The 23,007-nt window shown below is 65.3% G+C and carries 23 protein-coding genes; 4 read left to right on the forward strand and 19 right to left on the reverse strand.

Translation table 11 applies throughout. The features are described 5' to 3' along the window. Positions 1-57 precede the first annotated feature (57 nt). The 3 genes from D1643_RS00990 to D1643_RS12175 all read right to left on the reverse strand — a co-directional run bounded on the left by D1643_RS00990 (position 58) and on the right by D1643_RS12175 (position 3,132). Positions 58-1,002: a Ppx/GppA family phosphatase gene (locus tag D1643_RS00990; RefSeq protein ID WP_160707736.1), complete on the reverse strand. Its 945-nt coding sequence runs from the start codon at positions 1,000-1,002 to the stop codon at positions 58-60. Positions 1,003-1,068: 66 nt separating this feature from the next. After that, entirely contained in the window at positions 1,069-2,124 is a 1,056-nt protein-coding gene (locus D1643_RS00995; protein WP_160707738.1) for a septum formation initiator family protein, read from the reverse strand. 786 nt (positions 2,125-2,910) lie between these two features. After that, a complete protein-coding gene (locus tag D1643_RS12175) occupies positions 2,911-3,132 on the reverse strand; it encodes a zinc ribbon domain-containing protein (RefSeq protein ID WP_160707740.1) in 222 nt (73 codons plus the stop codon). 279 nt (positions 3,133-3,411) lie between these two features. Between D1643_RS12175 and D1643_RS12180 the strand changes: the two genes are divergently transcribed. Both D1643_RS12180 and D1643_RS01010 read left to right on the forward strand, forming a co-directional pair. Continuing rightward, the gene (locus tag D1643_RS12180; RefSeq protein ID WP_160707742.1) at positions 3,412-3,897 is read left to right on the forward strand and encodes a LysR family transcriptional regulator; all 486 of its coding nucleotides are present in this window, start codon (positions 3,412-3,414) and stop codon (positions 3,895-3,897) included. Between the two features lie 157 nt (positions 3,898-4,054). Then, positions 4,055-4,387, forward strand: coding sequence for a hypothetical protein (locus D1643_RS01010; RefSeq protein ID WP_160707744.1), 333 nt, complete (start codon positions 4,055-4,057; stop codon positions 4,385-4,387). A 10-nt stretch (positions 4,388-4,397) separates the two neighbouring features. Here the strand turns inward: D1643_RS01010 and D1643_RS01015 are convergent, their stop codons facing one another. The 10 genes from D1643_RS01015 to D1643_RS01060 form a co-directional block, all read right to left on the reverse strand. Continuing rightward, complete coding sequence (locus D1643_RS01015; RefSeq protein WP_160707746.1) at positions 4,398-5,828, reverse strand: SLC13 family permease; 1,431 nt, start codon at positions 5,826-5,828, stop codon at positions 4,398-4,400. Between the two features lie 91 nt (positions 5,829-5,919). Beyond that, on the reverse strand, positions 5,920-7,326 hold the full coding sequence (locus D1643_RS01020; RefSeq protein WP_160707748.1) for an SLC13 family permease: 1,407 nt from the start codon (positions 7,324-7,326) through the stop codon (positions 5,920-5,922). A 12-nt stretch (positions 7,327-7,338) separates the two neighbouring features. Beyond that, positions 7,339-7,701, reverse strand: coding sequence for an oxidoreductase (locus D1643_RS01025; RefSeq protein WP_160707750.1), 363 nt, complete (start codon positions 7,699-7,701; stop codon positions 7,339-7,341). 6 nt (positions 7,702-7,707) lie between these two features. After that, positions 7,708-9,954 (reverse strand): molybdopterin-dependent oxidoreductase, encoded by a 2,247-nt coding sequence (locus D1643_RS01030; protein WP_160707752.1) that lies wholly within the window; start codon positions 9,952-9,954, stop codon positions 7,708-7,710. Between the two features lie 248 nt (positions 9,955-10,202). Continuing rightward, a complete protein-coding gene (locus D1643_RS01035) occupies positions 10,203-10,583 on the reverse strand; it encodes a metal-dependent transcriptional regulator (protein ID WP_160707754.1) in 381 nt (126 codons plus the stop codon). 64 nt (positions 10,584-10,647) lie between these two features. Then, positions 10,648-10,920 carry a hypothetical protein gene (locus D1643_RS01040; protein ID WP_160707756.1) on the reverse strand — a complete coding sequence of 91 codons (273 nt, stop codon included), beginning with the start codon at positions 10,918-10,920 and terminating at the stop codon, positions 10,648-10,650. Positions 10,921-10,946: 26 nt separating this feature from the next. Next, positions 10,947-13,478 (reverse strand): ferrous iron transporter B, encoded by a 2,532-nt coding sequence (locus tag D1643_RS01045; RefSeq protein WP_160707758.1) that lies wholly within the window; start codon positions 13,476-13,478, stop codon positions 10,947-10,949. 611 nt (positions 13,479-14,089) lie between these two features. Next, the gene (locus D1643_RS01050) at positions 14,090-14,329 is read right to left on the reverse strand and encodes a FeoA family protein (RefSeq protein ID WP_160707760.1); all 240 of its coding nucleotides are present in this window, start codon (positions 14,327-14,329) and stop codon (positions 14,090-14,092) included. A 488-nt stretch (positions 14,330-14,817) separates the two neighbouring features. Further along, a complete protein-coding gene (locus D1643_RS11710) occupies positions 14,818-15,162 on the reverse strand; it encodes a FeoA family protein (RefSeq protein WP_236643275.1) in 345 nt (114 codons plus the stop codon). Positions 15,163-15,305: 143 nt separating this feature from the next. Further along, positions 15,306-16,235 (reverse strand): SGNH/GDSL hydrolase family protein, encoded by a 930-nt coding sequence (locus tag D1643_RS01060; protein ID WP_160707762.1) that lies wholly within the window; start codon positions 16,233-16,235, stop codon positions 15,306-15,308. A gap of 145 nt (positions 16,236-16,380) precedes the next feature. Here D1643_RS01060 and thrC point away from each other — a divergent pair, with 145 nt between their 5' ends. Together thrC and D1643_RS01070 are read left to right on the forward strand one after the other, a co-directional pair. Then, entirely contained in the window at positions 16,381-17,949 is a 1,569-nt protein-coding gene (thrC, locus tag D1643_RS01065; RefSeq protein ID WP_160707764.1) for a threonine synthase, read from the forward strand. Between the two features lie 142 nt (positions 17,950-18,091). Beyond that, positions 18,092-18,436 (forward strand): winged helix-turn-helix domain-containing protein, encoded by a 345-nt coding sequence (locus D1643_RS01070; protein WP_160707766.1) that lies wholly within the window; start codon positions 18,092-18,094, stop codon positions 18,434-18,436. On the opposite strand, the gene D1643_RS01075 is transcribed toward D1643_RS01070, so the two are convergent. From D1643_RS01075 to D1643_RS01100, 6 genes are read right to left on the reverse strand one after another with little or no spacing between them, the layout of a single operon-like run. Then, on the reverse strand, positions 18,426-18,770 hold the full coding sequence (locus tag D1643_RS01075; protein ID WP_160707768.1) for a hypothetical protein: 345 nt from the start codon (positions 18,768-18,770) through the stop codon (positions 18,426-18,428). The two genes, D1643_RS01070 and D1643_RS01075, sit on opposite strands and share 11 nt — an antisense overlap. A gap of 11 nt (positions 18,771-18,781) precedes the next feature. Further along, positions 18,782-19,417 carry a DUF192 domain-containing protein gene (locus D1643_RS12185; protein ID WP_370520239.1) on the reverse strand — a complete coding sequence of 212 codons (636 nt, stop codon included), beginning with the start codon at positions 19,415-19,417 and terminating at the stop codon, positions 18,782-18,784. Beyond that, positions 19,339-19,845 carry a hypothetical protein gene (locus tag D1643_RS01085; RefSeq protein WP_160707772.1) on the reverse strand — a complete coding sequence of 169 codons (507 nt, stop codon included), beginning with the start codon at positions 19,843-19,845 and terminating at the stop codon, positions 19,339-19,341. The genes D1643_RS12185 and D1643_RS01085 overlap by 79 nt, the downstream gene beginning before the upstream one ends. A 9-nt stretch (positions 19,846-19,854) precedes the next feature. Further along, positions 19,855-20,319, reverse strand: a complete 465-nt coding sequence (locus D1643_RS01090) for a hypothetical protein (protein ID WP_236643276.1) — start codon at positions 20,317-20,319, stop codon at positions 19,855-19,857. After that, complete coding sequence (locus tag D1643_RS01095) at positions 20,310-22,457, reverse strand: molybdenum cofactor biosynthesis enzyme (RefSeq protein WP_370520240.1); 2,148 nt, start codon at positions 22,455-22,457, stop codon at positions 20,310-20,312. The genes D1643_RS01090 and D1643_RS01095 overlap by 10 nt, the downstream gene beginning before the upstream one ends. 13 nt (positions 22,458-22,470) lie before the next feature. Beyond that, positions 22,471-22,953, reverse strand: coding sequence for a TadE/TadG family type IV pilus assembly protein (locus tag D1643_RS01100; protein WP_370520241.1), 483 nt, complete (start codon positions 22,951-22,953; stop codon positions 22,471-22,473). Between the last annotated feature and the right edge of the window lie 54 nt (positions 22,954-23,007).

The following is a 23,007-nucleotide window of genomic DNA, read 5'->3' on the forward strand; positions in this document are numbered from 1 at the left end:
CGGGAAAAACCTTACACTCACGCCACGACGGTGGAAGCCCACGGGCCGCAGGCGAGACTACCCGCGGGCGGCCTCGAGCACCATGCCGTCGAGGATGTCGGACTCGCTCACCGTGAAGCCGGGCAGGCCCATGAGGGCGAGCACCTCCTCCAGGATGACCATGCCCGCCACGATGACCGGCGCACGCCCCGGGTCGAGCCCCACCACCCGCTCGCGCTCGGTGAGGGGCAGCTCCTCCAGGCGCTCGGCCACCGCGCGCAGATCGGCGACGGAGACGAAGGCGCGGTGCACGCGCGCCGAGTCGTAGGAGGCCATCGCCTCGCGGACGGACACCACCGTGGTGGCCGTCCCCGCCACGGCCACCATGCGCCCCACGGCCACCGCCGTGCGCAGATCGGCGAAGTAGGGGGCCATCTCGTCGTGCGCCCAGGCCCGGGCGGCCGCGCGCTCGGCGGCGGTAGGCGGGTCGGACGCGAGGAAGCGCTCGGTCATGCGCCGGCAGCCCACGTCGAAGGAGCGCGCCATCGCCGGCTCCGCGCCAGCGCGGCCGGCCACCACCTCGGTGGAGCCGCCGCCGATGTCCACCACCGCCACGTCCTCGCCGGGGAACCCGCTGCTCGCGCCGAGGAACGAGAGCGCGGCCTCGCGCTGGCCGGGGATGACCGCCAGCGTGACGCCGCGCTCGGCCAGGAGCGCCGCGAACTCGGCGCCGTTGGCCGCGTCACGGGTCGCCGAGGTGGCCATGGCGATGGTCGTCACGGGACGGCCCGGCTCGGCCAGGGCGTCGCGCACCACAAGGTAGCGGTCGACCGCCGCCAGCACACGATCCATGGCAGCGCGCGAGAGCAGGCCCGAGGCGTCTACCCCCTCGCCAAGGTTGGTGATGGCGTATTCCTTGGCCAACTCGGTGATGGCGCCGTCAGCCGCCACATCGGCGACAAGCATGCGGCAGGTGACGGTTCCGATGTCGATGGCCGCATAGCGGCCGGGACGATACCCCATGACATGCTCCCTTCGCTTGCGGGAAAGCCGTCGGCCCGCAGCCGGCGGCACGGTGGCGGGGCGGCGCTAGCTCACCCCGAACAGCGGGTCGAGGAAGGAGTACCAGGTCTCAGGCGCGGGAATCTCGCCCGCCACGATGTTGGCCGTGAACCTCGACTCATCCGGCACGTCGATGCCCGTGACGCTCACAGAGCGCTCGCCCTCCATCACCCAGCCGAACTCCGCGCGAGCCTTGTCCTGCACCCCAGCGTCGGCTGACAGGTAGTCCACCTCGCGCTGGATGGCGTCGTTGCGCTGCTGGATGGCGTCGTACTCGGCCTGCAGACGGTCGCGCTCGCGCACCTCCTGGTAGTACTGCTGGGCCGGCGGATAGAGAAACACGCAGGTCAGCAGCAGGCATACGGCCACAGCGCCCAGGGTGACCAGGCGGTTGCGGGCCGAGCCGGCCTCCCGCTTGTCAGAGGGGCGGGACGGAGCGGACGAGCGGCGCGCACCGTCCCGGCCGTCCTGCAGGCGTGCGGCGCGCTTGTGCTGGCGGCCCATCTGGGTCTCGTAGACAGCGGCGCGAGGGCCCGACTCGGCGGCCGAGGGCTTGTCGTCGCCGTAGCGGCGGGTGAACTCACGGTCGGCCTTGGCCTTGGAGGCGCTGCGCCGCGCCTTCGACAGGCGGCCCATCAGGCCGCGCTTGGCAGGCGGCTCGTCCTCGACGCCCTCGTCGCGCGTGTCACGGCGGGCGCGGGTGCGCTCCAGGTAGTCTTCGGCTGCCGCCTCGCCAGCGTCGCGGCGGGCGACCCGCGCCTCAGCGGACGCGCCGCGCGGTCGGCGCCCCTCGGCGACCAGCGAGGAGGCTGCGCCACGAGCGGCGGCCGGCACCGCACCGCGCGAGCGAGTGCCGCGGGCGGGCGAGCCGCCGTCCAGCACGCGTACCTCGTCACGCAGGCCGTCGTAGCGGAAGGTCTCGCGGCCGCCCGGGAGGGATCCGCGAGAGGAGCGGCCCGCTGCCGCGCCGACGGACGACGCGTCGCGAGAGGCCCGCCCCACGACGGAGCCCAACGTCGCGCCGACGCCCGATATGTCCGCAGGGCGCGCCGCGCCACGACCGGCCTCACGCCCAGGTCGCATTGCGTCCCGCGCGCCCGCACGCGTGCCGGCAGTCGGGCGGCCCGCAGCGCCAGGGGCGTCGCTCGAGCGGCGCCCAGCGCCCTGACGAGTGCGCGCACCGCGGCCCGATTCCCCACGACTCCCCCATTCGGAACCGCTTTCAGACACAAAAGAACGACGCGAGCGCTTCGCGTCGTCGAAGGAAACGATATGCGTCTGCCGGTTCAAGTCCGAGGTGCTCCTTCAGGCATGGGGTTCGTTGGTAGTTCGGGTATGCGAGAAGCCTCTCGCAGGATACCACAGCCCCGCGCCGCGCCTCAACGCCGTCACGAAACAGACAAGCCCGCCGGGCCTCCCCGTCCGCGAGCGTCCCGCCACGCCCTTCCGAGAGCGTCCGACCCGCCCGCACGTCCCCCCCAAACACCAAGGCGCCCGGCCCCGTCCCGCCCCCCCCAAACGTCAAGGCACCCGGCCCCGCCTCGCACTCGATCGCACCCGGTCAGCTTTCGCGGCCTTTTCCTGCGAGAAAGTGCGGCTTTGCATGACAGAACCAGCCAAGCGCAAGGCCCGCTCCTTCCAGATCCCCCGTTTGCCCAGGTCGCAATCGCCAGCACCCAACGCCATCCCCGCTTAGACGCCAAGACCACCGCGAAAGTCATGCATATCCGCACTTTCTCGTAGAAAATCACCTCGTTTTGCGCCCGGCCCCAACGCCAAGGCCCATGAGGTGGCGCAGCCCACTATCCGCTCCGTGCAAGCAGCCGGGCGCCCACTCCTCGCGGAGCGGGCGCGCAAAGCAGCATCTCTTTACTTTCCGGGCGCCTTCGGAGCGCCGGGCACCTTCGGCGCACCCGGTGCCGCCGGGATCCCCGGAGCTCCCGGCACGCCTGGAGCTCCGGGAGCCATCGATCCCTTGGGCAGCTCAGCACCGCAAGAGGCGCATACGGAATCCGCCGAGCCGACCTTCTCTCCGCAATGGGGGCAGGTTCGCTCCGCATCAACAGCTGCAGGTCTAAAGCACATAGTCATTCCTTTCTAATCTCTCACGCCCTCTCTCTGAGAGCGCTAATCCCTCGAAGGAGAGGAGCTCGCCCCCGCATGAAGCGCAGCTATGAGCTGTCGGGCCATTCAAGAAGCCACAGGCAGGGCACAGGCCCGGGATGATCTTCATCGGCGCGTCTCGACCGGCAACAAGCGCGCACCGCCCACAAAGCGTGCAGAACTGGCCACACATCGCCTTCGTCCCTCCTCTCTACCATTCCTCACTTGTGAGATAATGTTCAACAGGCATTGACGGGAGGAGGGTGCATGCGCATCGATCATCTTCGGTACTTCGCAGATGCGGCTGACCTCCAATCCATCAAGCTTGCCGCTGAGAAAAACTGCATGAGCCCCCAAGGCATAAGTCGCGCTATTCATAACGTCGAGGAGGCTATCGGGGCTCCCCTCTTCGTACGCAACGCAAATAGCGTCTTGCTTACCCGCCGAGGACACGATCTGCTCCCCTACGCTCGTCGCGTTGTGGCTGACTACGACCTCCTCCTCGCTCAGAATCGTCAGCGGCCGCAAGACACCGCGCAAAAGCGCATCGAAGCCTACTGCTGCACTTTCTTCTTCGTCATGGGTCTCCTGCCACTTCTGCGCCAAGGCCTGCGCGGCCTCAGCTTGCCCACCCCAGAGCCCCAGATCATCCAAATGCATACCGCCTCCATCGTCAGCACACTTATCAATCAGCCCCCCCCCGGGGGGGGACGACAGCGACATCCAGCGAGTTGGGCTCCTGCTGTTCTTTGACACCTCGACTGAGCAGAACCAAGCCTTACAAGACTCGCTCCACTCTCATGGCATAGCCTATAGGCCCTACCTTCGCTATCACGACGTCGTCCTGGCAACGCCTCAGGCCTTTACTGCTGCCGGACTGGCTCCAGGAGACCCCGTAGGACGCCAAGCTTTGACCAAGCTGCCAGTTGTTTCCTCAAGCGGAGAGCAAAGGGTGGCTCTTGAACACTATCTCGGATCTCCCGCAGACACCTGCATAGAAGACATCGGAACCCGTCTCCAGATCATCCGCGAAGGACGCGGCGGCATCCTCGTGCCCCCTTTCTCCCAAGCTGCCAGCGATGAATCCCTCGAAGCGCGGGATCTGCGAACGCCTTACGGAGTGGAGATGGGCATCGCTGCGCATCCGGAGGTATTCGATGAGCCATTCGTGCTCTCACTGCTCACAACCTTGAATGCGCACTTTCGACCGCTTGCCGCCAATGGGCTCTGCCGCCTGCTCTAGCCCGCACTGCCTAAGGCATCCCGAGAAACGCGCATAGGGCCGGCAGAAGCGTCACCGACAGCGCCACAAGCACAACGGACGGTATCCACCCCACCCTCACCATATCGGCCATGGTGTAATAGCCGTAGCCATAGGTGAGCACAGGTACGCAGTCCAAAGGCAACAGATACGATATCGACGCCTGCCAAGCCACGACCATGACCATGGCAGCTACGCTAATTCCGTAATCTCCCGCCAGGGAGCCCAGAGGAAAAGCCAAGACGGCCGCTACAGCCGGCCCCACGGGCACTACGCCATGGATGAGGCAGCCCGCCACCGAAGCAGCCAGCAACATTCCAGTTGCCGTATGCAGCCCCGCAGGAACCAGAGCCACCACTCCATCAACGAACCATTGGCCAGCCCCTGTCACCACAATGAAATGAGCCACCGACATCACGCTCATAATCATGAGGATGACGCCCCAATTCATACGAGACAGCAAGGTGCGAAAATCCAGCACGCAGCAACCCGGCAACGACAGGGCGGCCAGAGCCAAGACAGCCACAAGAGCCGTATTGACGAAAGGCACCCACGAGCTAACCACCCATCCGATCAGAGCAGCCCCGATCACGATAAGCGTAGCCTTCTCGGCTCGCATCAAAGGGCCGCATGCACGAGCCTCGGAAACGATGAGTTCCAGGGCTTCCTCCTTAAGGGGCTCCGTTCGGAAAACCGTCGTTAAAGCCGCCCAGGCCACCACCAGCATGGCAACAGCCACCGGAGCTCCCAAGATAAACCACTGAGCAAACGTCACCTCCACACCGAAGAGATCCCTGAAAAGATCCACCGCCAAAACGTTGCATCCATTCCCCGTCATCACCGCGCAACCCCCGGCATAGGAGGCCCAGGGGATGCCCATCATGAGAGCCTTACCCAAAGAGGAGGAGCCAGCCTTCTCGCCATTCAATTCCAGCAAGCGCTTGCCCACAGAGATAAACACCCCGCAAGCCGCCACGTCGGACATGACAGTAGAGAGCGCCGCCACAGCCGCCATCAGTCCGAAAAGCATCTTGCGCGAGCTTGTCCCCGACCAGGCCAACACAGCCCCAGCTATGCGCGTCGGTATCGAAGTCGCATCAAGGGCAACAGTAAACGCGAAAGGGCCAAGCAGAAAGAAAACCGTGCTACCGATGGAGTTGGCAAACGCATCCTCGTAGGAGCATACGCCACAAAGCGGCATGGCCACGAGCATGAGCAGCGCCGTAATTGCCAGAGGAAGAGCCTCGCTCACCCAGAGCACCACCGCAACCAGAAGAATGGCCACGGTGGCCTTGCCCTCATGGCCAAGTCCAGGCACCTCTGGGCCCATAAGCGCCGACGCCAGCAAGACAGCCGCCACGACGAAAGGCGCCGCCTTTCTAAGCGTACCCAAGAGATTTCCGCGAACCGCACGCGCCTCCATTGACCCCGCGCCCCCTCACTTCATGCCCCGAGCCACCTCATCTGGATGGGGCGAAGGCTCTCTTCCGGGCCTTCGCCCCGAGGCAAACGTCTTACACAAGCCCCAGAACTGAACACATGAGGGGCATCACAGTGCAGTTGAGCGCCACCTGCAGAACGGTAGGAACCCACCCACACTTGGCCATGTCGCCAAATTTCAGGTACTTGTAGCCCTGGTAGGACACCAGGTTCACTGCATCGAGAGGCAAGAGGTAGGCGATGGCAGACCACCAGGCAACCGTCATGGCCATGGAGACCACGCTGCCGCCCGAGGCCACCATGAAGCCCACAAAGGGCACCGTCACCAGGCCGGCGACGGCCGGGCCGCCAGGAATGACGTTGTGGATAGCCATGGTCACGATCGAGCAAACAAGTAGCGTCAGCAGCCAGGGCATCGCAGCCACATCGCCGAAGACAACGTTGATGAGCCAGTCGACCGTGCCGGTGCTGGTAAGCGCCGCAACGATGGCGTTCACGGCCATCAGCATGAGAAGCAGCCCCCAAGGACTCTCTTTAACGAAATCGTCGAATTTGATGACGCGCAGCCGCGGAATGAACATGGCAGACAGAGCCAGCAGGGCCACCGAAGTGGTATTGAGCATGGCGACCCAAGAACCGGCGATCCACAGAACAAGCGTGATGAGGATGATGGCTACGTTGGCACGCTCGCGGAACGGCATAGGCGGCAGCTCGCCAGCGCTCCGGATGCCGGAATCCACAGCCTCCTGGGACAGAGGCTCGGGCCTAAACACCATCACCGCAGCAAGCCAAGTGCCAATAAGCAGCACCACAACGGGAATGGCGGCCACCATCACCCACTGGGCAAAAGTAATCTCTATGCCAAAGGTCGTCTGAACCATGCCGATAACCATCAGGTTGATGGGGCCACCGCAGGGAGTGAGCATGGAGCCGATGACCACGGCCCAAGGCACTGCGACGGCCATCGCCTTGCCCAGACGCGACTCGCCCTCGTCGCAGCCGCTCTCCTGCAGCAGCGAATGAACCAGCGCCATCATGACCGCCGCCAGCGCGATATTGCTCATAACAGTGGATATAGCTGCGGAAACAATCATGAACCCGAGGATGAGTTTCTTCGGATTGGTGCCCGACCACCGCAGGATGACGGCAATGAGGCGCTGCGCCACCGAAGAGTGCTTGATGAATACGGTGAACCCAAACGTACCCACCAGAAAGAGAATGAGGCTCGACATGGTAGCAGCCCAGGTATCGTTGAACGACATTATGCCGAACAGGGGAATAACGGCCACCATGGCCATGGCTGTCACCGGCACCGGCAGACAGCCCGTAGCCCAATAGATGATTCCGACGAGCAGAATAGCCAACGAAAGCGTGCCTTCGTGAGAGAGTCCAGGGATATCCACCACCAGCGCCGCCAATGCAATCAGCACAACGCCGACAACGAGCCAGACAAGACCCCTTGTCTCCTTTTTCTCGTTCATTTTCCTTCCTTTCTACGCAATAGCGCCGCTGCAGGGCTTCGGAGGCACTTGAAGAATGAGCTTCTGCTGGCCATCCAACTCGGCAGCCAGATCATCCACGTCGCCGTACCTCAGGCATTGCGCCTCGCAATGCTGCACGCATGAGGGAAGGAGGCCGGCCGACGTGCGTTCGGGACACTGGGTGCACTGAGCGGTATACACAGGCACGAAGTCGTATTGCCACTTCTTCGTGCCGTACTCCCAAGGGCCCACGCACTCCACCTTGATGCCGTACTGGCCCACCGGCAGGTCATGAAGCATCTGGCATGCCACCTCGCAGGCATGGCAGCCAAAGCAGTCGTCGTAATTGATGAGGAACGCCTTTGTCATATCCATCTCCCCCTAGCTCTCGTCAGTTACCTTGTAGATGCGGCACAGGCTTGACTTGTAGTTCGACCCTACGCCGCATTCGCCCACGGAATCCCAGTCGAGCAGGCGGTTGATGTTGAGATCGTCGACGTCGAAGTTGTTCTCCAAGCCAGCCTCGGGATGCGACCAACCATGAGTAGTAGCCACCACGCGAGGATCGACGGCCGGCGTAGTCTTGATCATGCGCTTGGCGCGGCCATAAAGGCCCTCCACCCATACCCACTCACCATCGTTCACGCCATAGGCGGCGGCGGTATCAGGATGGATCTCAAGCGTAGGCTCGGGAGCGATGGCGCGCAGGTGCTCTTGGCGTCGGTTCTCGCTATGGAACGTATTGAAGTCACGGCAGCCGGTGATGATGATCAGGGGATAATCCTCGTATTTGTCCGGCGTGGAATAGGGGCTAGGCGCCGGCTCGTGATAAGCGGGCATGGGATCCATCCCCAGATTGGCGTAGAACGTCGACCAGAGCTCCACACGACCCGTAGGGGTGTTGAAGCCTGGCTGGCCATCCGGTCGCAGCAGCCCCTTTTCGTACTTGTAATACTCGTAAGGCAGATAGACGGGAGCCTCCTCCTGCATCTGCTCGAAAGTAAGGCCGGTGGGCTCCAAGATGTAGGAGTACATGTCTTCCACCGTCTCCCAAGGCCACGCCTCAGGATTGAACCGCTTGCCCAGCTCGAGGTTGATCTCCATATCCGATTTGACCTCGCCGCCGTCAACAGCCTTGTTGATGGTCTCTCCGTGCTGCACGCCATCGCCCACGCGAATGCCATTGCGCTCCGGATACGTAGCCGCGGGCAGAACAATGTCACACAGCTTGTTCATCGTAACCGTCATGAACAGGTCGACGCCCACGTTGAACTCATTGAGCAGCAACGCCTTCTCCGCACGCACCGGATCGGGACCCGTACCCGTCAGCAGATCCGAGGTCTGGATCCAAGCCGCCTTCTGGACATAGGGCTCACCAGTCTCACAGGCACGGAGAATCAGCTGGTCGGAAGCATTAGTGACACCCGATCGATAGAAGGGGTACTCCTTAAGGCCGAGCATCTTCTCCTTCTGCTCCGGCGAGAGGAATTCGCTACCCCAGCCACCAATGTACTGCAGGAGCTCCGGCGGAACGATCATGCCACCCGGCTTCTCCAGATTGCCCGTGATGGCCGCGATGGAGAACATAGCCTGGCTGCCCGGCAGAGCCTCCTTAGTCTGGTCGATGGCAACGCCCCATTGCAGCGCCATGCCATCAGCGGCAGCGATGGCGCGAGAGGCTTCGACGAACTCCTCCTCGTCCACCCAGCACACCTCGGCCACCCGTGCCGGAGTCCACTCGCTCACCCTCTCGGCAAACTCGTCGAACCCATAGCACCAGCGCTCCACGAACTCATGATCGTAGAGGCCCTCCTTGATGATGACGTTGGCCATGCCCATGGCCAGGGCTGCGTCGGTGCCAGGGCGAATCTGCAGCCAGTACTTGGCACGCGAGGCAAGCCAGGTCAAGCGCGGATCGATAACCACCAACTCGCTCCCGCGATGCATGCAGTCGGTGATCCAAGGGCCATACAAACCATCAGAGTTGGAGGCGATGGGGTTGTTTCCCCAGATCAGAATAATCTCCGGCACCTTCCAGGCCGGATTGTCGTAGCGATCGGCAAATTGCTGGGAGTAGTCGCCCACGTAGAAATTACCGCAAGTGGATTGGCAGCCAAACACACGGGGGAGATAGCAAGCGATGCCGTTGATGCCCGACGTAAGGTTAGGACTTCCGAACGACCAGGCCAGGCGCGAGATGTACGTGGCGATATCGCGGCCGGTGCCCTTCCAGAACGAGACCGACTCCGCGCCGAAGTTATCCCGGTAGTACTTGAATCTCTCCTCAATGGTGTCGAAGGCCTCTTCCCACGTGATGCGCTCCCACTTAGAGGCATCTCCGCGGAACTGAGGGTCTCGCTTGAGAGGATAACGCAGACGATCCTCATGGTTCACAGCCTCAGTCAGCGCCAGGCAACGACAGCAGAGACGTCCCTGGTTGTACGGATTATCGGGGTCGCCTTCGACGCGGACGAGCTTGCCATCCTTGTCGGTGAACATGAGCACCCCGCAGCCGTCGTGGCATCCAGGGCCCGACCAGGCGCTTCCCCGCGTGACAGTCAGGTCTCCCACCTGATAGCGATAGGGCTTGTCGTGGGGAACACGAACGCACGCCTCGCTAATTTCCATATTCGCTCCTCCTTATCCTCGATTGGCCAGAAGGAGGATCAGAAGGCCGAGACAGCCTCGGGGAAGAGACGATCGACCGTTCCCCTCCTTCCGCTCACACCTTATCGAGCAGAAAAGGGGTCGAAAACGAGCGGCTTCGACGCCATAGGCCAACATTTCGATGGCCTAAAGCAACCTGTTCCCAACGCAAAGACGCCCGGCCCCGCCTTCGCGGAACCGGGCGCCTCGCGTCTTCTCAGACGACGACCCTACAGGTTGAGCCCCTTGATGTAGGTCGACCACTTCTCGAACGACTCGTCGCTGATGGCGTGCTCCATGAGACAGGCCTCGTGGTCAGCTCGCTCCTCGGGGATGCCGAGGGCCTTGTGCAGGAACTGGAACAGCAGGTTATGACGATCCAGCACCGACAAGCCGTAATCGTAGCCCGGCTTCGTCAGGGTGATGTCGCCGTAGTAGGGCTGCTCCGCGTAGCCCTTCTCCTTCAGAACCGACATGGCCTTGTTGACCGACGCCTTCGAGACGCCCATCTTGGTAGCCACGTCGACGGACCGGATGGGCTTCTCCGGCGAGGCCCCCAGCATGACCATGGCTTCGAGATAGTCCTCGTGGGACATGGACATCTTCTCCACCGCACCCCTCCCTTCCTTAGGTACGGGCTATGGTACCACAGCCCGTCGCTGCCAGGCGGAAGGCTCAGCGTTCGACCAAACCGCCGTCGCAACGGGCCGGGATCGAGGCCGCCAGGGCTGGCTTGTCCGACAGCCCGAGGGACGACGCTCCCTGGGAAGGACAGCCGCCCGAGGGACAGCTGCCGCCGGCGCAGCCCGCGCATCCGGCACAGCCTCCCTCCTTATCGTGGCAGTCGCAGAGGCCACGATGGGTCAGGCGCCGTACCGCCAGGGCAGCGAGGGCGGCGATGACCGCCAGCAGCAGCACCGTCGAGGGGGTGAAGGCCATCTCAAGCATCGTCGTTCTCCTTCAGACGTCGGGCTCTAGGCGTTCTGGGCGGCCGTGCCGGCAGCCACCTTGTCCTGCTTGGGACGCGGCGCGGGGCGCAGCAGCAGGAACAGCATGCCCGCCAGCACGGCCAGGGCCACCACAGTCCACAGGCTGAAGTCCACCTCACCCAGGGCCAGGCCGCCCAGCTGGTAGATCATGAGGCCCACGCACCAGGCGAACCCGCACAGGTAGCCGATGGTCGCCCAGGTCCACTTGGCGGACATCATCTGGCGGCGGATGGTGCCGATGGCCGCGAAGCAGGGAGCACACAGCAGGTTGAAGGCGCAGAAGGCCATGATGGCCGCGCTGCCGCCGCCCAGCATGGCGGCAAAGGAGGCCCACAGGGACGGATCGGTCTCGCCCGCCTCGCCGAGGCTGGTGATGACGCCCACGGTGGCCACGACGTTCTCCTTGGCCACCAGGCCCGTGATGGAGGTGACGGTGGACTCCCAGGTGCCGAAGCCCAGCGGCGCGAAGACCCACGCCAGCAGGTTGCCCAAGCCAGCCATCAGGCTGTACTGGATGTAGTCGTCCATGTCGGGGTCAAGCAGGCCGAACTGCCCCTCGTAGAAGCCGAAGTTGAGCAAAAACCAGATGACCATCGAAGACAGGAAGATGATGGTTCCGGCCTTCACCACGTAGCTGCGCACGCGCTCCCACATGGACAGCAGCACGTTCTTGGCCGTGGGGATGTGGTACTGGGGCAGCTCCATGATGAAGGGGGCCACCTCGCCCGCGAAGGCCTTGAACTTCTTCAGGATGATGCAGGACAGGATGATGGCGGCCAGGCCCAGGAAGTAGAACAGCGGCGCGACCCACCAGGTGGCCTCGTAGTCGCCGCCGGCCAGGGCGCCGAAGACCAGCGCGATGATGGGCAGCTTGGCGCCGCAGGGGATCATCGTGGTGGTCATGATGGTCATGCGGCGGTCCTTCTCGTTCTCGATGGTCTTGGTGGCCATGACCGCGGGCACGCCGCAGCCGGAGGCGATGAGCATCGGGATGAAGGACTTGCCGGACAGGCCGAAGCGGCGGAAGATGCGATCCATGATGAAGGCGACGCGGGCCATGTAGCCGCAGCCCTCCAGGATGCCGAGCAGGATGAACAGCACGATCAGCTGCGGGATGAAGCCGATGACGGCGCCCACGCCGGCGATGATGCCGTCCAGGATGAGGGACTGGATCCACGGCGCGGCGTCGATGGCCTCGAGCCAGCCGCCCACCACCACGGGCACGCCCACGTGGTAGAAGCCGTAGTCGGCCGGATCGGGCTCCTCGGCCTCGAGGGCCTTGGCGAAGGCGGCGGAGTCGATGGCCTCGATGGCGACCTCGCCGGTCTCCTCGTCCTCGACCTCCATCTCGCCCTCGACGCCCGCGCTGGCCGCGGCGTACATGAAGTTCTCGATGACTTCCTCGTCCTCGGCGTTGGGCTCCTCGGCCTCGAGGGCGGCGGTGAAGCCCTCCACGTCCAGGCCGTCCTCCTCGGCCGCCTCCAGGCAGGCGTCGATCTGCGCCTGGTAGCCCTCGTACTCCTCGGCGTCGGCCTCGTAGGACTCGGTGTTGGTGTAGAGCCAGCCGTCGCCGAACAGGCCGTCGTTGGCCCAGTCGGTCACGAGCGTGCCCACCGTGGACACCGAGATGTAGTACACAAGGAACATGATGACGACGAAGATGGGGATGCCCAGGATGCGGTTGGTGACCACGCGGTCGATCTTCTGGGTGGTGGTCATGGCCTTGGGCGACTTCTTGACGCACGCAGCACACACGTCGCCGATGTTGTCGTAGCGCTCGTTGGTGACGATGGACTCGGCGTCGTCGTCCTCGGCCTCCTCAAGCGCCTCGCGGATGGCGTCGATGCGCGCCAGGTCATCCGCCGGCAAGCTGAGCGCGTCGATGGTCAGCTCCTCGCCCTCCAGCAGCTTGATGGCGAACCAGCGAGCCTGGGCCGGCTTCACACGAGAGCCCAGGATTTCGGACACCTGCGCGAGCGCCGCCTCGGCATCGCCGGAGAAGCGCAGCTCGGGAGTGGCAGGCTGGCCCGCCTTGGCCGCCTCGACCGCCTTCGCGATAAGCTCCTCGACGCCCCGGCCCTTGAGCGCGGTGGTCTCGACGACGGGACAGCCCAGACGCTGCGAGAGCCCCTCCACATTGATCTCATCACCGTTCTTGCGCACCAGATCCATCATGTTGAGCGCGACGACCACCGGCAGGCCCAGGTCCAGGATCTGCGTGGTCAGGTACAGGTTGCGTTCCAGGTTGGTGGCGTCCACCAGGTTGACCACCACGTCGGGCTGCCCGCTCAGCAGGTAGTCACGCGTGACGATCTCCTCGGGGGTGTAGGGGGAAAGCGAGTACACTCCCGGCAGGTCCGTGACGGTCACGTCCTTGTCGCGGGTGTACTTGCCCTCCTTCTTCTCAACGGTCACGCCGGGCCAGTTGCCAACGTACTGGTTGGCCCCCGTGAGCTCGTTGAACATGGTCGTCTTGCCGCAGTTGGGATTGCCGGCAAGCGCAATGTTGATTCCCATGATCTGCCTTCCGTCTCTCTCGTGTTTCTCTCGTGTTTCTCTCATTAGCGTCAACTCAAGTTAACCACTACTAACTGCAATGCCAAAAAAATCGCGCCCCTGCGCGAACGCGACCGTGACCGCCCAGCCGCTTGGCCACTTGACCCCCCCAGCCGCTTGGCCACTTGACCGCTTGACCGCTTGGCCCCCAGCCGCTTGGCCGCCTCGGAGCCCCCCATCGCCAAAAGTGCAAAACTCCGCTCTCGAACTGGCTTTTCACTCGCGATGAACCAGCCGCTTGCGAAAGATCCTCGCCAGCGGAGCCAGTAGGGCGGCCCGGATGATCGGCGCCACGCGAGCGAGCAAGCGCAAGCCGCAGGATGCGAAGCGCAGAGCGATGGCTCAGAGCGCGGGGCTCGGGGTACGCGGCCCAAGACACGAAGCTCGGAGCACGAAGCTCGGGGCACAAAGCACGGGGCCCGGACTCAAAGCGAAGGGCGCGAGCCAAGCCCAAGCGCAGGGCGCTGGACGCAAGCCGGCGCGGGAAGCGCGACACCTCAGACGCCGCCGCTCGACACGACCCCAGGAGGTGCGGCCGATCTGGCGTGACGCGAGGGCGCGACCTGGGGGCCCTAGGAGACCAGCACCTGCTGGGCCTCGTCCTTGCGCAGCGACAGCTCGAAGCCGCGCACGGTCACCTCGATGGGATCGCCGAGCGGCGCCACCTTGCGCACGAAGACGTCGGTGCCCTTCGTGATGCCCATGTCCATGATGCGGCGCTTCACCGCACCCTCACCCGTCAGGCGACGAACCACTGCCGACTGCCCCACCGGCACGTCGCGCAGCGTCCGCGTCCCTTCCATCTCGCTCATTCCTTTCCTTCCCTTCAAACTCGTGGCGCTAACACTGATAGGCATCTGCCCGAAGACACGTCGCCCGCCGTCGGAATGTTTCACGTGAAACACTCGTACGCCGCAACGGAAGCGATTCCCGCGAAATACCGGCGGAATCCCAGCAAGATTCCGACGCAATCCCCGCCGAGACTCCGGCAAAGTCCCGCCAAAGTCTCTCCGAAGCCCCCCGAGGGCTTTCCCGGGATCCTCGCAAGATCATCGCGAACCGCTCGCGAACCGCTCGCAAGACGCCCACCCTATCGCGTTCGCCCTCGCAGCCGCATCGCGTTCGCCCTCGCAACCGCTTAGAGCTCGCCCCCGCAGCCACACCGCGCTCGGCCCCGCAGTCGCATCGCCCCGCCCCATGCCTCGCGAACTCCCATGCCACGCGAATGTTTCACGTGAAACATTCGTACGCGCCATGATGCGACCCAGGCACTGCGCGGAATGCAGCCGGCAGCTCGGCCCTAAGCAGCGGCGGTGATGATCTTCGACGCCACCGAACGGTCGAGCGCCACTTGAGCGCCCTTGACCTCGACGATGTAGTTGCCGGCCTGCTCGCTCACCACGCGCACGACGGCGCCCTCGACGAAGCCGAGGTTCTCCAGATGATGATGCACCTCGCCGCGTCCGCGCACCTTCGCCACGCGCGCCGCGTCCCCGCTTCGCAGAAACGTGAGCGGCATCTGGGGCAGCGCGCCCGCCGCGGTCGTCGGGTCCATCGTCGCCGGAACGGCAGCGGAGACGACGGTCACCCTGCCGTCTGCAGCGCCAGCGAAGCCAGCGCCGGTCATCGTCATCACGCCTTCCATGCAGACTCCTATCAGTGTTAGCTTACTGAAACAAAAAGTATCATACAGCAAACTCTTACCAAATGGAACCATGGATAACTTTTTCGCTCAGAATTAGGAACCTCCCGGCCCGAAAGGCTGAAGAGCCCCCAGCGGCGGCACGCCTAGGGCAAATCGCAGACGCAAGACCAGACGGCGCCCGTCCCCCGGGCGAACTCGCAGCCGAAACAGCTCTCCTTCTCGCAGCGCCGATCCGATCGCATCTCCTCCGGAAGCAGGTCTGCGGAAAGGCCCGCGAACGCCTCAGCCAGGGCGGCCTGTTCCGCGTCCACCCGCCCCGCGGCAGCTTCGACCGCCTCCATTGCCGCCACGGCAAGGGCGGCGAGCTGCTCCATGCCTCGCCCGGTGGGATGGGTGCCGTCGCTCGCCTCGTAGTCGAAGCCCGCAGCGCGCACATCGGCCACCAGGCAGCCATTGGCAACTGCCGATGCGCGGATGACGTCGTTGTAGTCATCGAGGTCGATCCCACGCAGCCGGTACGCGAAGGAGGCGCGCCCCGCCCCGAGCTCACGCCCAGGCAGCAGCGTCAGGCACCAGATGCGCGCATGGGGGCAGGCCTTCCGCATCCGAGCAAGCATGGCATCATAGGCGCGAGCGAATGACGGCAGCGACTCCTCAGTCGCAGGCCCGGGCTCGCCCTCGGGGACGGCCAGCGCCTCGGGACACTGCGGCATGGCCGCGCTGCGCGCCGCAGCCTGGGCCCAAGGACCGGCCCACCCATAGTCGTTGATGCCGATGAACACCAGCACGTCATCGGGCTCCTCGCCGTCAGGCCCCGCAATCTCCGCGATGCGCTCAGGCGTGTGCCCGGCGGGGAATCCCGCGCCATCCACCATCGAGCCGGAAAACGCCGCGTTCGACACCAGCCTGCCGTCGAAATGTGCGATCACCCGGGCCCACCAGGTGTCCTCCGGCTCGAGCACGCCGGTCGACCGTCGCAGGTCACCCGCATAGTAGATGCGGTTGGCCGGGCTCGTCACCCCCTCGAAAGTAGAAATGGAATCCCCAAAGACCGAGAACGTGCGCTGCGCCATGGGCCCTCCTCGCCTCGCGACCAGACGACGCGCCGCCCACGCAGGGCGATTGCGCGTTGCATGAAAACCTGGGGCGGCGGCAAGCCGGCCCGAATCGCAGCATAGTATACTTGTCCGCGTCCGTCCCAGAGAAGGAAGAGACCCCATGACAAACGCCTCATCCGGCGAAGCCGGCCAGAACCTCTACGTCGACACGCGCGGCTGCTGCGAGGCCCCCGTTCCCTTCACCGAGGCCGTCGTAAACGGCCTGGCCCAAGGTGGCGGCCTCTATGTGCCCGAGCGCATCCCCACGCTCACCCTTGAGGAGATCACGGCCCTCGCCAAGCTGCCCTACGCCCAGCGCGCAGCGGCCATCTACAAGGCCTTCGCCATCGACCTTCCCGACGATGAGATCGACCGTCTGATGGCCCGCTCCTACGGCGACAACTTCGATGACGACGCCATCTGCCCCATCACCTCGCTGGATGACGATACGCACGTCCTCGAGCTGTGGCATGGGCCCACCAGCGCCTTCAAGGACATGGCGCTCCAGTGCCTGCCGCAGTTCTTCTCCGCCAGCGCAAGCGCCCTGCGCGAGTCCGGACAGCTCGACCACGAGTTCCTCATCCTGGTCGCCACCTCCGGCGATACGGGGAAGGCAGCACTTGAGGGCTTCAAGAACGCCGAGGGCGTGCGCATCGGCGTGCTCTTCCCCGACACCGGCGTGAGCGACATCCAGCGCAAGCAGATGGTCACCACCACTGGCGACAACGTCCAAGTATGGGGCGTGCGCGGCAACTTCGATGACTGCCAAACCGGTGTCAAGAAGGCCTTCTCGGATGATGCCTTCGCCCAGAAGCTTCTCCGCGAGCACAGCGTGGCCCTCTCAAGCGCCAACTCCATCAACTGGGGGCGTCTCATGCCCCAGATCGTCTACTACGTCTCCAGCTATGCTGAGCTAGTAGCCCAGGGCAAGGTGGAGGCCGGCGCACCCGTGGACGTCTGCGTGCCCACGGGCAACTTCGGCAACATCCTGGCCGCCTGGTACGCGAAGGCCATGGGGGTTCCCTTCGGCACGCTCATGTGCGCCAGCAACGAGAACCGCGTCCTCGCCGACTTCATCAACACCGGCACCTACGACATCTCCGACCGCGACTTCGTGACCACCCCCTCCCCCTCGATGGACATCCTCGTCTCCTCGAACCTGGAGCGCCAGCTCTTCGAGCTCACCGGTCGCGACACCCAGGCCATTGCCGGCTGGATGCGCGATTTGTCGGAGAGCCGCCGCTTCCGCGTAGACGCCGACACCTTCGCCAAGGTGCGTGCTGACTTCGTGGCAGACTCCGTAGGAAACGACGAGTGCCTCGCCGTCATCCGAGAGGTTCTCGATGAGCACGGCTACCTGCTCGACCCGCACACGGCCGTCGCCTACCGCGTGGCCCAGAACGTTCGCGGCGAGAACCCGGTGCTCATAGCCAGCACGGCCCACTGGGCGAAGTTCGGCGACAACGTGTACCGCGCCCTCCACGATCTGCCGGCCGGCGCCCCGCTGCCCGCAGACGTGGCGGCCCTCACTGGCTGCCAGCTCAACGAGCTCATCTCGCGGGAGACGGGCGGGCGAGCCATCCCCGCCGGGCTCTCCTCCCTCGACGAGATGCCCGTGCGATTCGCCGAGGTGATCGACGGCGACGTCGCCTCCATCGAGTCGGCCGCGGAGGATTTCCTCAGCCGCTAAGACGCCTTCCGTGCGAAAATAGCCCGGGGAGCCACTCATGAGCGCCCCCGGGCTCGTCGATAGCCAGCTCGCGCCCACACGCAAGCCAACGTGTTGCGCAGCCAACAGGGCATCACGACCCACCAGACCGAAGGGACTCGCCATGGACCAACTTGACAAGCTCGAGACGAGCGTTCGACTCTCCGTAAGAAACCCCCTTTCCGAGAGCACCTCCGTCTTCGGCCGCGGCGTTGCCGACCTCTGCCTGGGAGTGCGCACCCACGGCTCGCTCAACGCCGCCGCGAAGCACATGGGCATGGCCTACAGCAAGGCATGGCGCATCATCAAGGACACCGAAGCCGCCCTCGACGTCCAGCTGCTGAACCGAGACGGTGCCCACGGAAGCGAGCTCACCGAGGAGGGCGGTCGCATCCTCGACACCTACATCGCCATCAACAACCGCCTCCAGGCCGAGGCGCAGCAGCTCTTCGCCGAGCTCACCTCCTAGGCGCCGACACCGCAGCCTTCTCCCGCACCGCCCGCGCGACGCCAGGAGAACCCGCCCCGCCACCGCGCAGCGCCGATGCCTCGGCTCCCATCGATGCACAGTCCTCGTAGGGCGGTATCAGCTCAGCCGCCCAAACCTGGTCGGGATCAGAGAGGCTGCGAACCTCAAGCCTTACCGCCCAGCGCCTCATGTCACCCTCGCGCAGCGGCGCAGCCTCCTCCAAATTGCTTGCCGCCTTCTCCAGCGCCGGCTCGCTCCCAAAGCGATAGAGGCAGCCGTAGCACACCTCCATATCCTCGAAGAGCGTAGTCTTGCACACCGGGCACACCTTCATGGCTCCCCCTCTCATCGCAGCGCCGTTCCCATGACGGCCATCTCAACCTTGTCGCCCGCGCTCAACCACGGGCCCTCGCCCGCAAACCGCTCAAGCACGGCCCGGGCCCTCCGGCAGCGCAGACGCCGCCCGGGAGCGACTGCGCGATGGGCCTCGACCACAAGCCCCGTAGCATCCACGAACGCGACATCGACGGCATGTCCCATGCCAAAAGTGTGGACATCGCGACAGGGCGCGAGCAGCATCACCCCCGCCTGAGGGCGGCGGAAAAGAAGCCCACGCAGGCGCGATGCCAGACTCGTCGCCAGGCAGAGCGATCCCAAGCCCCCTCCCATGCGCCCCTCGAAAGAGCGCTCCCCAACTGTCGCACATCTCGACACGCCGCCACGGGCAACGGCGCCACGCAGGTCGTCGGGATCAACCAGCGGTACCATGCGGCCCGGCGCGCGCCGCCTCAGCCAACCTTCCTGGCACCGCATCGCGCCCCTCGTCCGAGCGAGACTCCGATGCGAGCGCTCGCGACGCCGTGGCGCCCGCCCCTCCGCTGGGACGCCTCGCGCCCTGCCCGTTATTCCACCATCCGCACGCGCACCACGACGCTTGTCCATCCTGCTGCATCGGTGCACGACACCATTGCCCATCGACATAGCCCCTCTCCTTTCACGAACGTCGCGCAGCCCTCCACGCCGCTGGGAACCCCCAGCCAGCCTCGGTCGACCAGCGCTTTCGCCAGCATCTCGGCCCTATCGGCCGCAACGCCGGGGAAGACGAAGCCCAGCACCTGCCCATCTTCGCTGGCGTATGACTCCCGAGCACCCTCGGGAGCAAACAGCTCCTCGACGAACCATGCCGGAGCCGACGGCCCCGCACGATAGCCGGGAAGCACCTCCTCCCACGCTGTCTCGCCACCAAGCGCAGCTCTCACCAGAGGGGACGCACGTGCTGGCCCCGCCACCTCGGGCGCGGGCCCCTCCTCCAGCCGTTGCAACAGCCCCGGTACCGCCACCATCCCCAGCATCCCTGCCACGAGCGCCGCAGCCGCAAGCGCCCGCCTCCGCTGCCTCTTCTCGCCCATTCGCCCTCCTCAGAACAGCATTCCCGGCTTGTACGGATCCACCGTCAGCGACACCCGATGCTCCAGACGCGGAAGCCGCACGCCGAGCACCTCGTCACGCAGCCCCAGCCCGAACAAGGTCGGGGCATAGGCCAGCGTGGCCGTGTAGGTGACATGCCCGAGCACACCGCCCGACACCTCCACTCCCACCGCCAGGTTGTCGCGCACGAGCGCCTCCTCGATCACCGCCCGAACCTCCTCGGCGCCCCGCCCCGCGTCCTGCCCGTACGCCGGCGACGCCGCACAGAGACGCACCGCGTTACGCGCCACCCGATCGAAGGCTGCGCAGTCTCCGAAGAACGTGAGCGCATTCACGGCAACAACCGCCACGATGAGCACCACCGGCAGCACGACTAGCAGCTCCACGGTCATCTGGCCCCGGTCGTCAGCCTGCACCCGGCTGCAAAGCAAGGCGATGCCCGCTCTCACTGCCATGGCCTGATCACCTCCGTCGCCTCGCCGTACAAGGATCCCACCGCATCGAAGCAACGTTCCACCAGGCTGCGAGCACCCTCGCCAAGGGAGGGCGGCAGCGCCACAATCACGGGAATGGACACACCTCCGACCGGCAGCTCGATTCGCGCCACCTCGATCCCGCGCTCGCCAGCCGCCACGGCATCAAGCGCCTCAGCCTCTAGCTCCAGAGCCACCGACGAGAACAGATCAGCGGCCGGAGACGAGAACCGGAGAGCTTGCTCCCTCACCGAACGATATGTGGCAGAAAACCTCCCCTCTCCCTCAGCGACCACATGCACGCTGTTCACGAGCACCGGCCTTAAGGCGTTCAGCCGAGCCGGCTGCAAGCCCGCCGACGAGAAGGCGCCCTGCAAAGCGCCAGCCGCCCACGAGCCCAACCCGCTGGCACTGACCAGCGGAACGGAGGAGGCCGTCGCCTCTACAGCGCCCGTAAGTGCCTCCTGCCCCTTCCCGTAGACACGTAGCAACCCCGACCAGGCATCGAGCACGATGCGCGCCGCCCCCACCGCCGCGCCAGCATCCTGACCGAAGCTGTCCAGCAGCGCCGTGATGACCGTTTGCCCCTCGGGCGAGGGATCTTCGAGCAACGTTGAGCCCGAGACGGCTGCCCGCGAGCCCAGCGTCATGCCGCCGACGACGAACAACGACTCAAAGCCTTTGTCTGCCGCCACGGAGCCCGTGCTCACCACCAACGACACTGCGCCCCGGTACCCCGGAGGAGCCGCCTTGATGCGATAGGCGCCTGCCGACCGAGCCGCTTCAGCGCATTTTCCGATGAGGTCTCCCGCCGCGCCCTTGGCCGCTTCCAACTCTGGCGCGAGCCTCTCCTTGGCGGACCGATACTCGTCAGCCGCCTGGGCTATGGCCGCATAGTGGTACTCGAACCCGTTCTCGATGGCCGTAGACGCCGACGCCACGCTTCCCAAGCTTGACGACGTGAATTCGCACGCAGGGCAAAGCGAGAACTCGCCCGCCTCCCAGTCGGCAGCAGAGCCCATCCCCACTGCCTCCGCCGCGCCCGGGCAGCCACTCCAGGCGTGCATGGCGCGCTGCTCCCCCTCCGTGATGGGAAACGCGACCATGCGATAGAGCGCCGTTTGCCTCATCTCGTCAGTGTTGCGCGGCAGCCGCGGAAAGAAGGCATCGAACGAGTCATCCGTCTCAATCACATAGCCACGCGCAAGCTCATCGGCAGCGAACCGGTAGAACAGCTTGCGCAGAGCCGACCGAGCCTGCTCCTCCACATCGTCTGTCGCAGGGCGTTCCTGGGCCAAGCGCTGCACGTAGTAGGCGCGAGCCCGCTTGAGCGGCACCGCAAACGACCAGGCATCGACGCTGCGATAGAGCGGGTTGAGCGATTCGTCTAAGGCAGCCAGGTGGTTCGCACGCTCGTAGAGGCAGTAGCCAGGGTGAGCGCCGCAATCTCGCTCGAAGGCCCGCTCCTTAGCCTCCTGCGCTTCGCGTGCCGCCTGCTCCGCCGCGGCAGCCGCGCGCTCGAGGGCGCCGGAATTCCCCTCCATGGACTCGCGCAGCACGCCAGCCGCCGCATCGACCCCCACCGTGATGTCGACTCCCTTGGAGGGGACGAGCATGGCTGCTGTCAGGTAACCGCCACCCGAAGCGCCGCCCTGGTTGGCGGCCCCCACAGCCGCAGCGTTGGCGGCTGCCAGAAAGGGCAAGGCGGCCTGGAGCCGATTGAGCCCCCGCGCTGCGCGCTCGGCGAAGGCGCTGCGCGCGTCCAGAATCTTCGAACCCAGCTCCACCAAGCGTGCGCCCACGCTCGCGGTCGGCGGAACGCACAGCGCCACCACCCCTGCGCCATAGGTCACCGCCCCCAGCAATGAGAGCGACAACACCACCGCGTCGCACAGACGCACCGCCACCATAAACTCCGCCACAGGGTTCTCGGCAGCCAGCGCTGCCGCGTCGGCAACCTCTTGAATATCGGCCGCGGCGGCATTCACTCGGTAGACCTGAGCGCTGCTGAACACGAGCGCCAAAACCAGCAGCAGCGCCACGGCCATGCCCGCCGTGGTAAGCCCCTCCTCATCGCAGATGAGCCGACCCCACACGTCCCTGGCAATTCCTCGCGTCACCTGCCGATGCTCCTCACCCGTCCTCATCGATCCACGCTCCTATCCAGCGGGCCGGGTCGCGCCCGACCTGTGCCCCCGCCGTCCACGCCGGCTGCGTCGGCATCGACCGCTCCACTGACATCACGATGTTGCCGCGCTCGTTCGCCAACCCCAGCAACGCCGCTCCGCCGTCAAGCAGGGGAAGCGGGCGCACCTCAGTAGAGACCCTCACCGCCACCCGGTCGGAACGCTCGTCACCCGACATCTCGACGCGCCACGTACAACCGCCCTCATGAACATGGAAGCAAGCCGCCGAGGGAACCGACCCCAGCCGACGCAAGACGTACTCCTCGCAAAGCGTCTCAGCATCGCCCATCGCATCGGATCGCGTGGCAAGCAGCCGACACCCCTCGGCTGCCGCCGCCTCCATGACCATGCGGTCGTACAGGAGAATCCCCGGCTGCAGGAGGAGAAGGGCGAGCAGAAACAGCACCGGCAGAGCGAAGGCGGCTTCCACCGTTGCCTGGCCGCGCTCGCCCCGCAAGCGCTCGGCGATGCGACGAGACCCCGG

The sequence above is a fragment of the Enterorhabdus sp. P55 genome, from assembly GCF_009911695.1.
Classification (GTDB): domain Bacteria; phylum Actinomycetota; class Coriobacteriia; order Coriobacteriales; family Eggerthellaceae; genus Enterorhabdus.

Coding starts and splice junctions, on each gene's coding strand:
- D1643_RS00990 (WP_160707736.1), bottom strand. CDS start 1,002: ATGGGGTATCGTCCCGGCCGCTATGCGGCCATCGACATCGGAACCGTC.
- D1643_RS00995 (WP_160707738.1), bottom strand. CDS start 2,124: ATGCGACCTGGGCGTGAGGCCGGTCGTGGCGCGGCGCGCCCTGCGGAC.
- D1643_RS12175 (WP_160707740.1), bottom strand. CDS start 3,132: ATGACTATGTGCTTTAGACCTGCAGCTGTTGATGCGGAGCGAACCTGC.
- D1643_RS12180 (WP_160707742.1), top strand. CDS start 3,412: ATGCGCATCGATCATCTTCGGTACTTCGCAGATGCGGCTGACCTCCAA.
- D1643_RS01015 (WP_160707746.1), bottom strand. CDS start 5,828: ATGGAGGCGCGTGCGGTTCGCGGAAATCTCTTGGGTACGCTTAGAAAG.
- D1643_RS01020 (WP_160707748.1), bottom strand. CDS start 7,326: ATGAACGAGAAAAAGGAGACAAGGGGTCTTGTCTGGCTCGTTGTCGGC.
- D1643_RS01025 (WP_160707750.1), bottom strand. CDS start 7,701: ATGGATATGACAAAGGCGTTCCTCATCAATTACGACGACTGCTTTGGC.
- D1643_RS01030 (WP_160707752.1), bottom strand. CDS start 9,954: ATGGAAATTAGCGAGGCGTGCGTTCGTGTTCCCCACGACAAGCCCTAT.
- D1643_RS01040 (WP_160707756.1), bottom strand. CDS start 10,920: ATGCTTGAGATGGCCTTCACCCCCTCGACGGTGCTGCTGCTGGCGGTC.
- D1643_RS01045 (WP_160707758.1), bottom strand. CDS start 13,478: ATGGGAATCAACATTGCGCTTGCCGGCAATCCCAACTGCGGCAAGACG.
- D1643_RS01050 (WP_160707760.1), bottom strand. CDS start 14,329: ATGAGCGAGATGGAAGGGACGCGGACGCTGCGCGACGTGCCGGTGGGG.
- D1643_RS11710 (WP_236643275.1), bottom strand. CDS start 15,162: ATGGAAGGCGTGATGACGATGACCGGCGCTGGCTTCGCTGGCGCTGCA.
- D1643_RS01060 (WP_160707762.1), bottom strand. CDS start 16,235: ATGGCGCAGCGCACGTTCTCGGTCTTTGGGGATTCCATTTCTACTTTC.
- thrC (WP_160707764.1), top strand. CDS start 16,381: ATGACAAACGCCTCATCCGGCGAAGCCGGCCAGAACCTCTACGTCGAC.
- D1643_RS01070 (WP_160707766.1), top strand. CDS start 18,092: ATGGACCAACTTGACAAGCTCGAGACGAGCGTTCGACTCTCCGTAAGA.
- D1643_RS01075 (WP_160707768.1), bottom strand. CDS start 18,770: ATGAAGGTGTGCCCGGTGTGCAAGACTACGCTCTTCGAGGATATGGAG.
- D1643_RS12185 (WP_370520239.1), bottom strand. CDS start 19,417: ATGTCGATGGGCAATGGTGTCGTGCACCGATGCAGCAGGATGGACAAG.
- D1643_RS01085 (WP_160707772.1), bottom strand. CDS start 19,845: ATGGGCGAGAAGAGGCAGCGGAGGCGGGCGCTTGCGGCTGCGGCGCTC.
- D1643_RS01090 (WP_236643276.1), bottom strand. CDS start 20,319: ATGGCAGTGAGAGCGGGCATCGCCTTGCTTTGCAGCCGGGTGCAGGCT.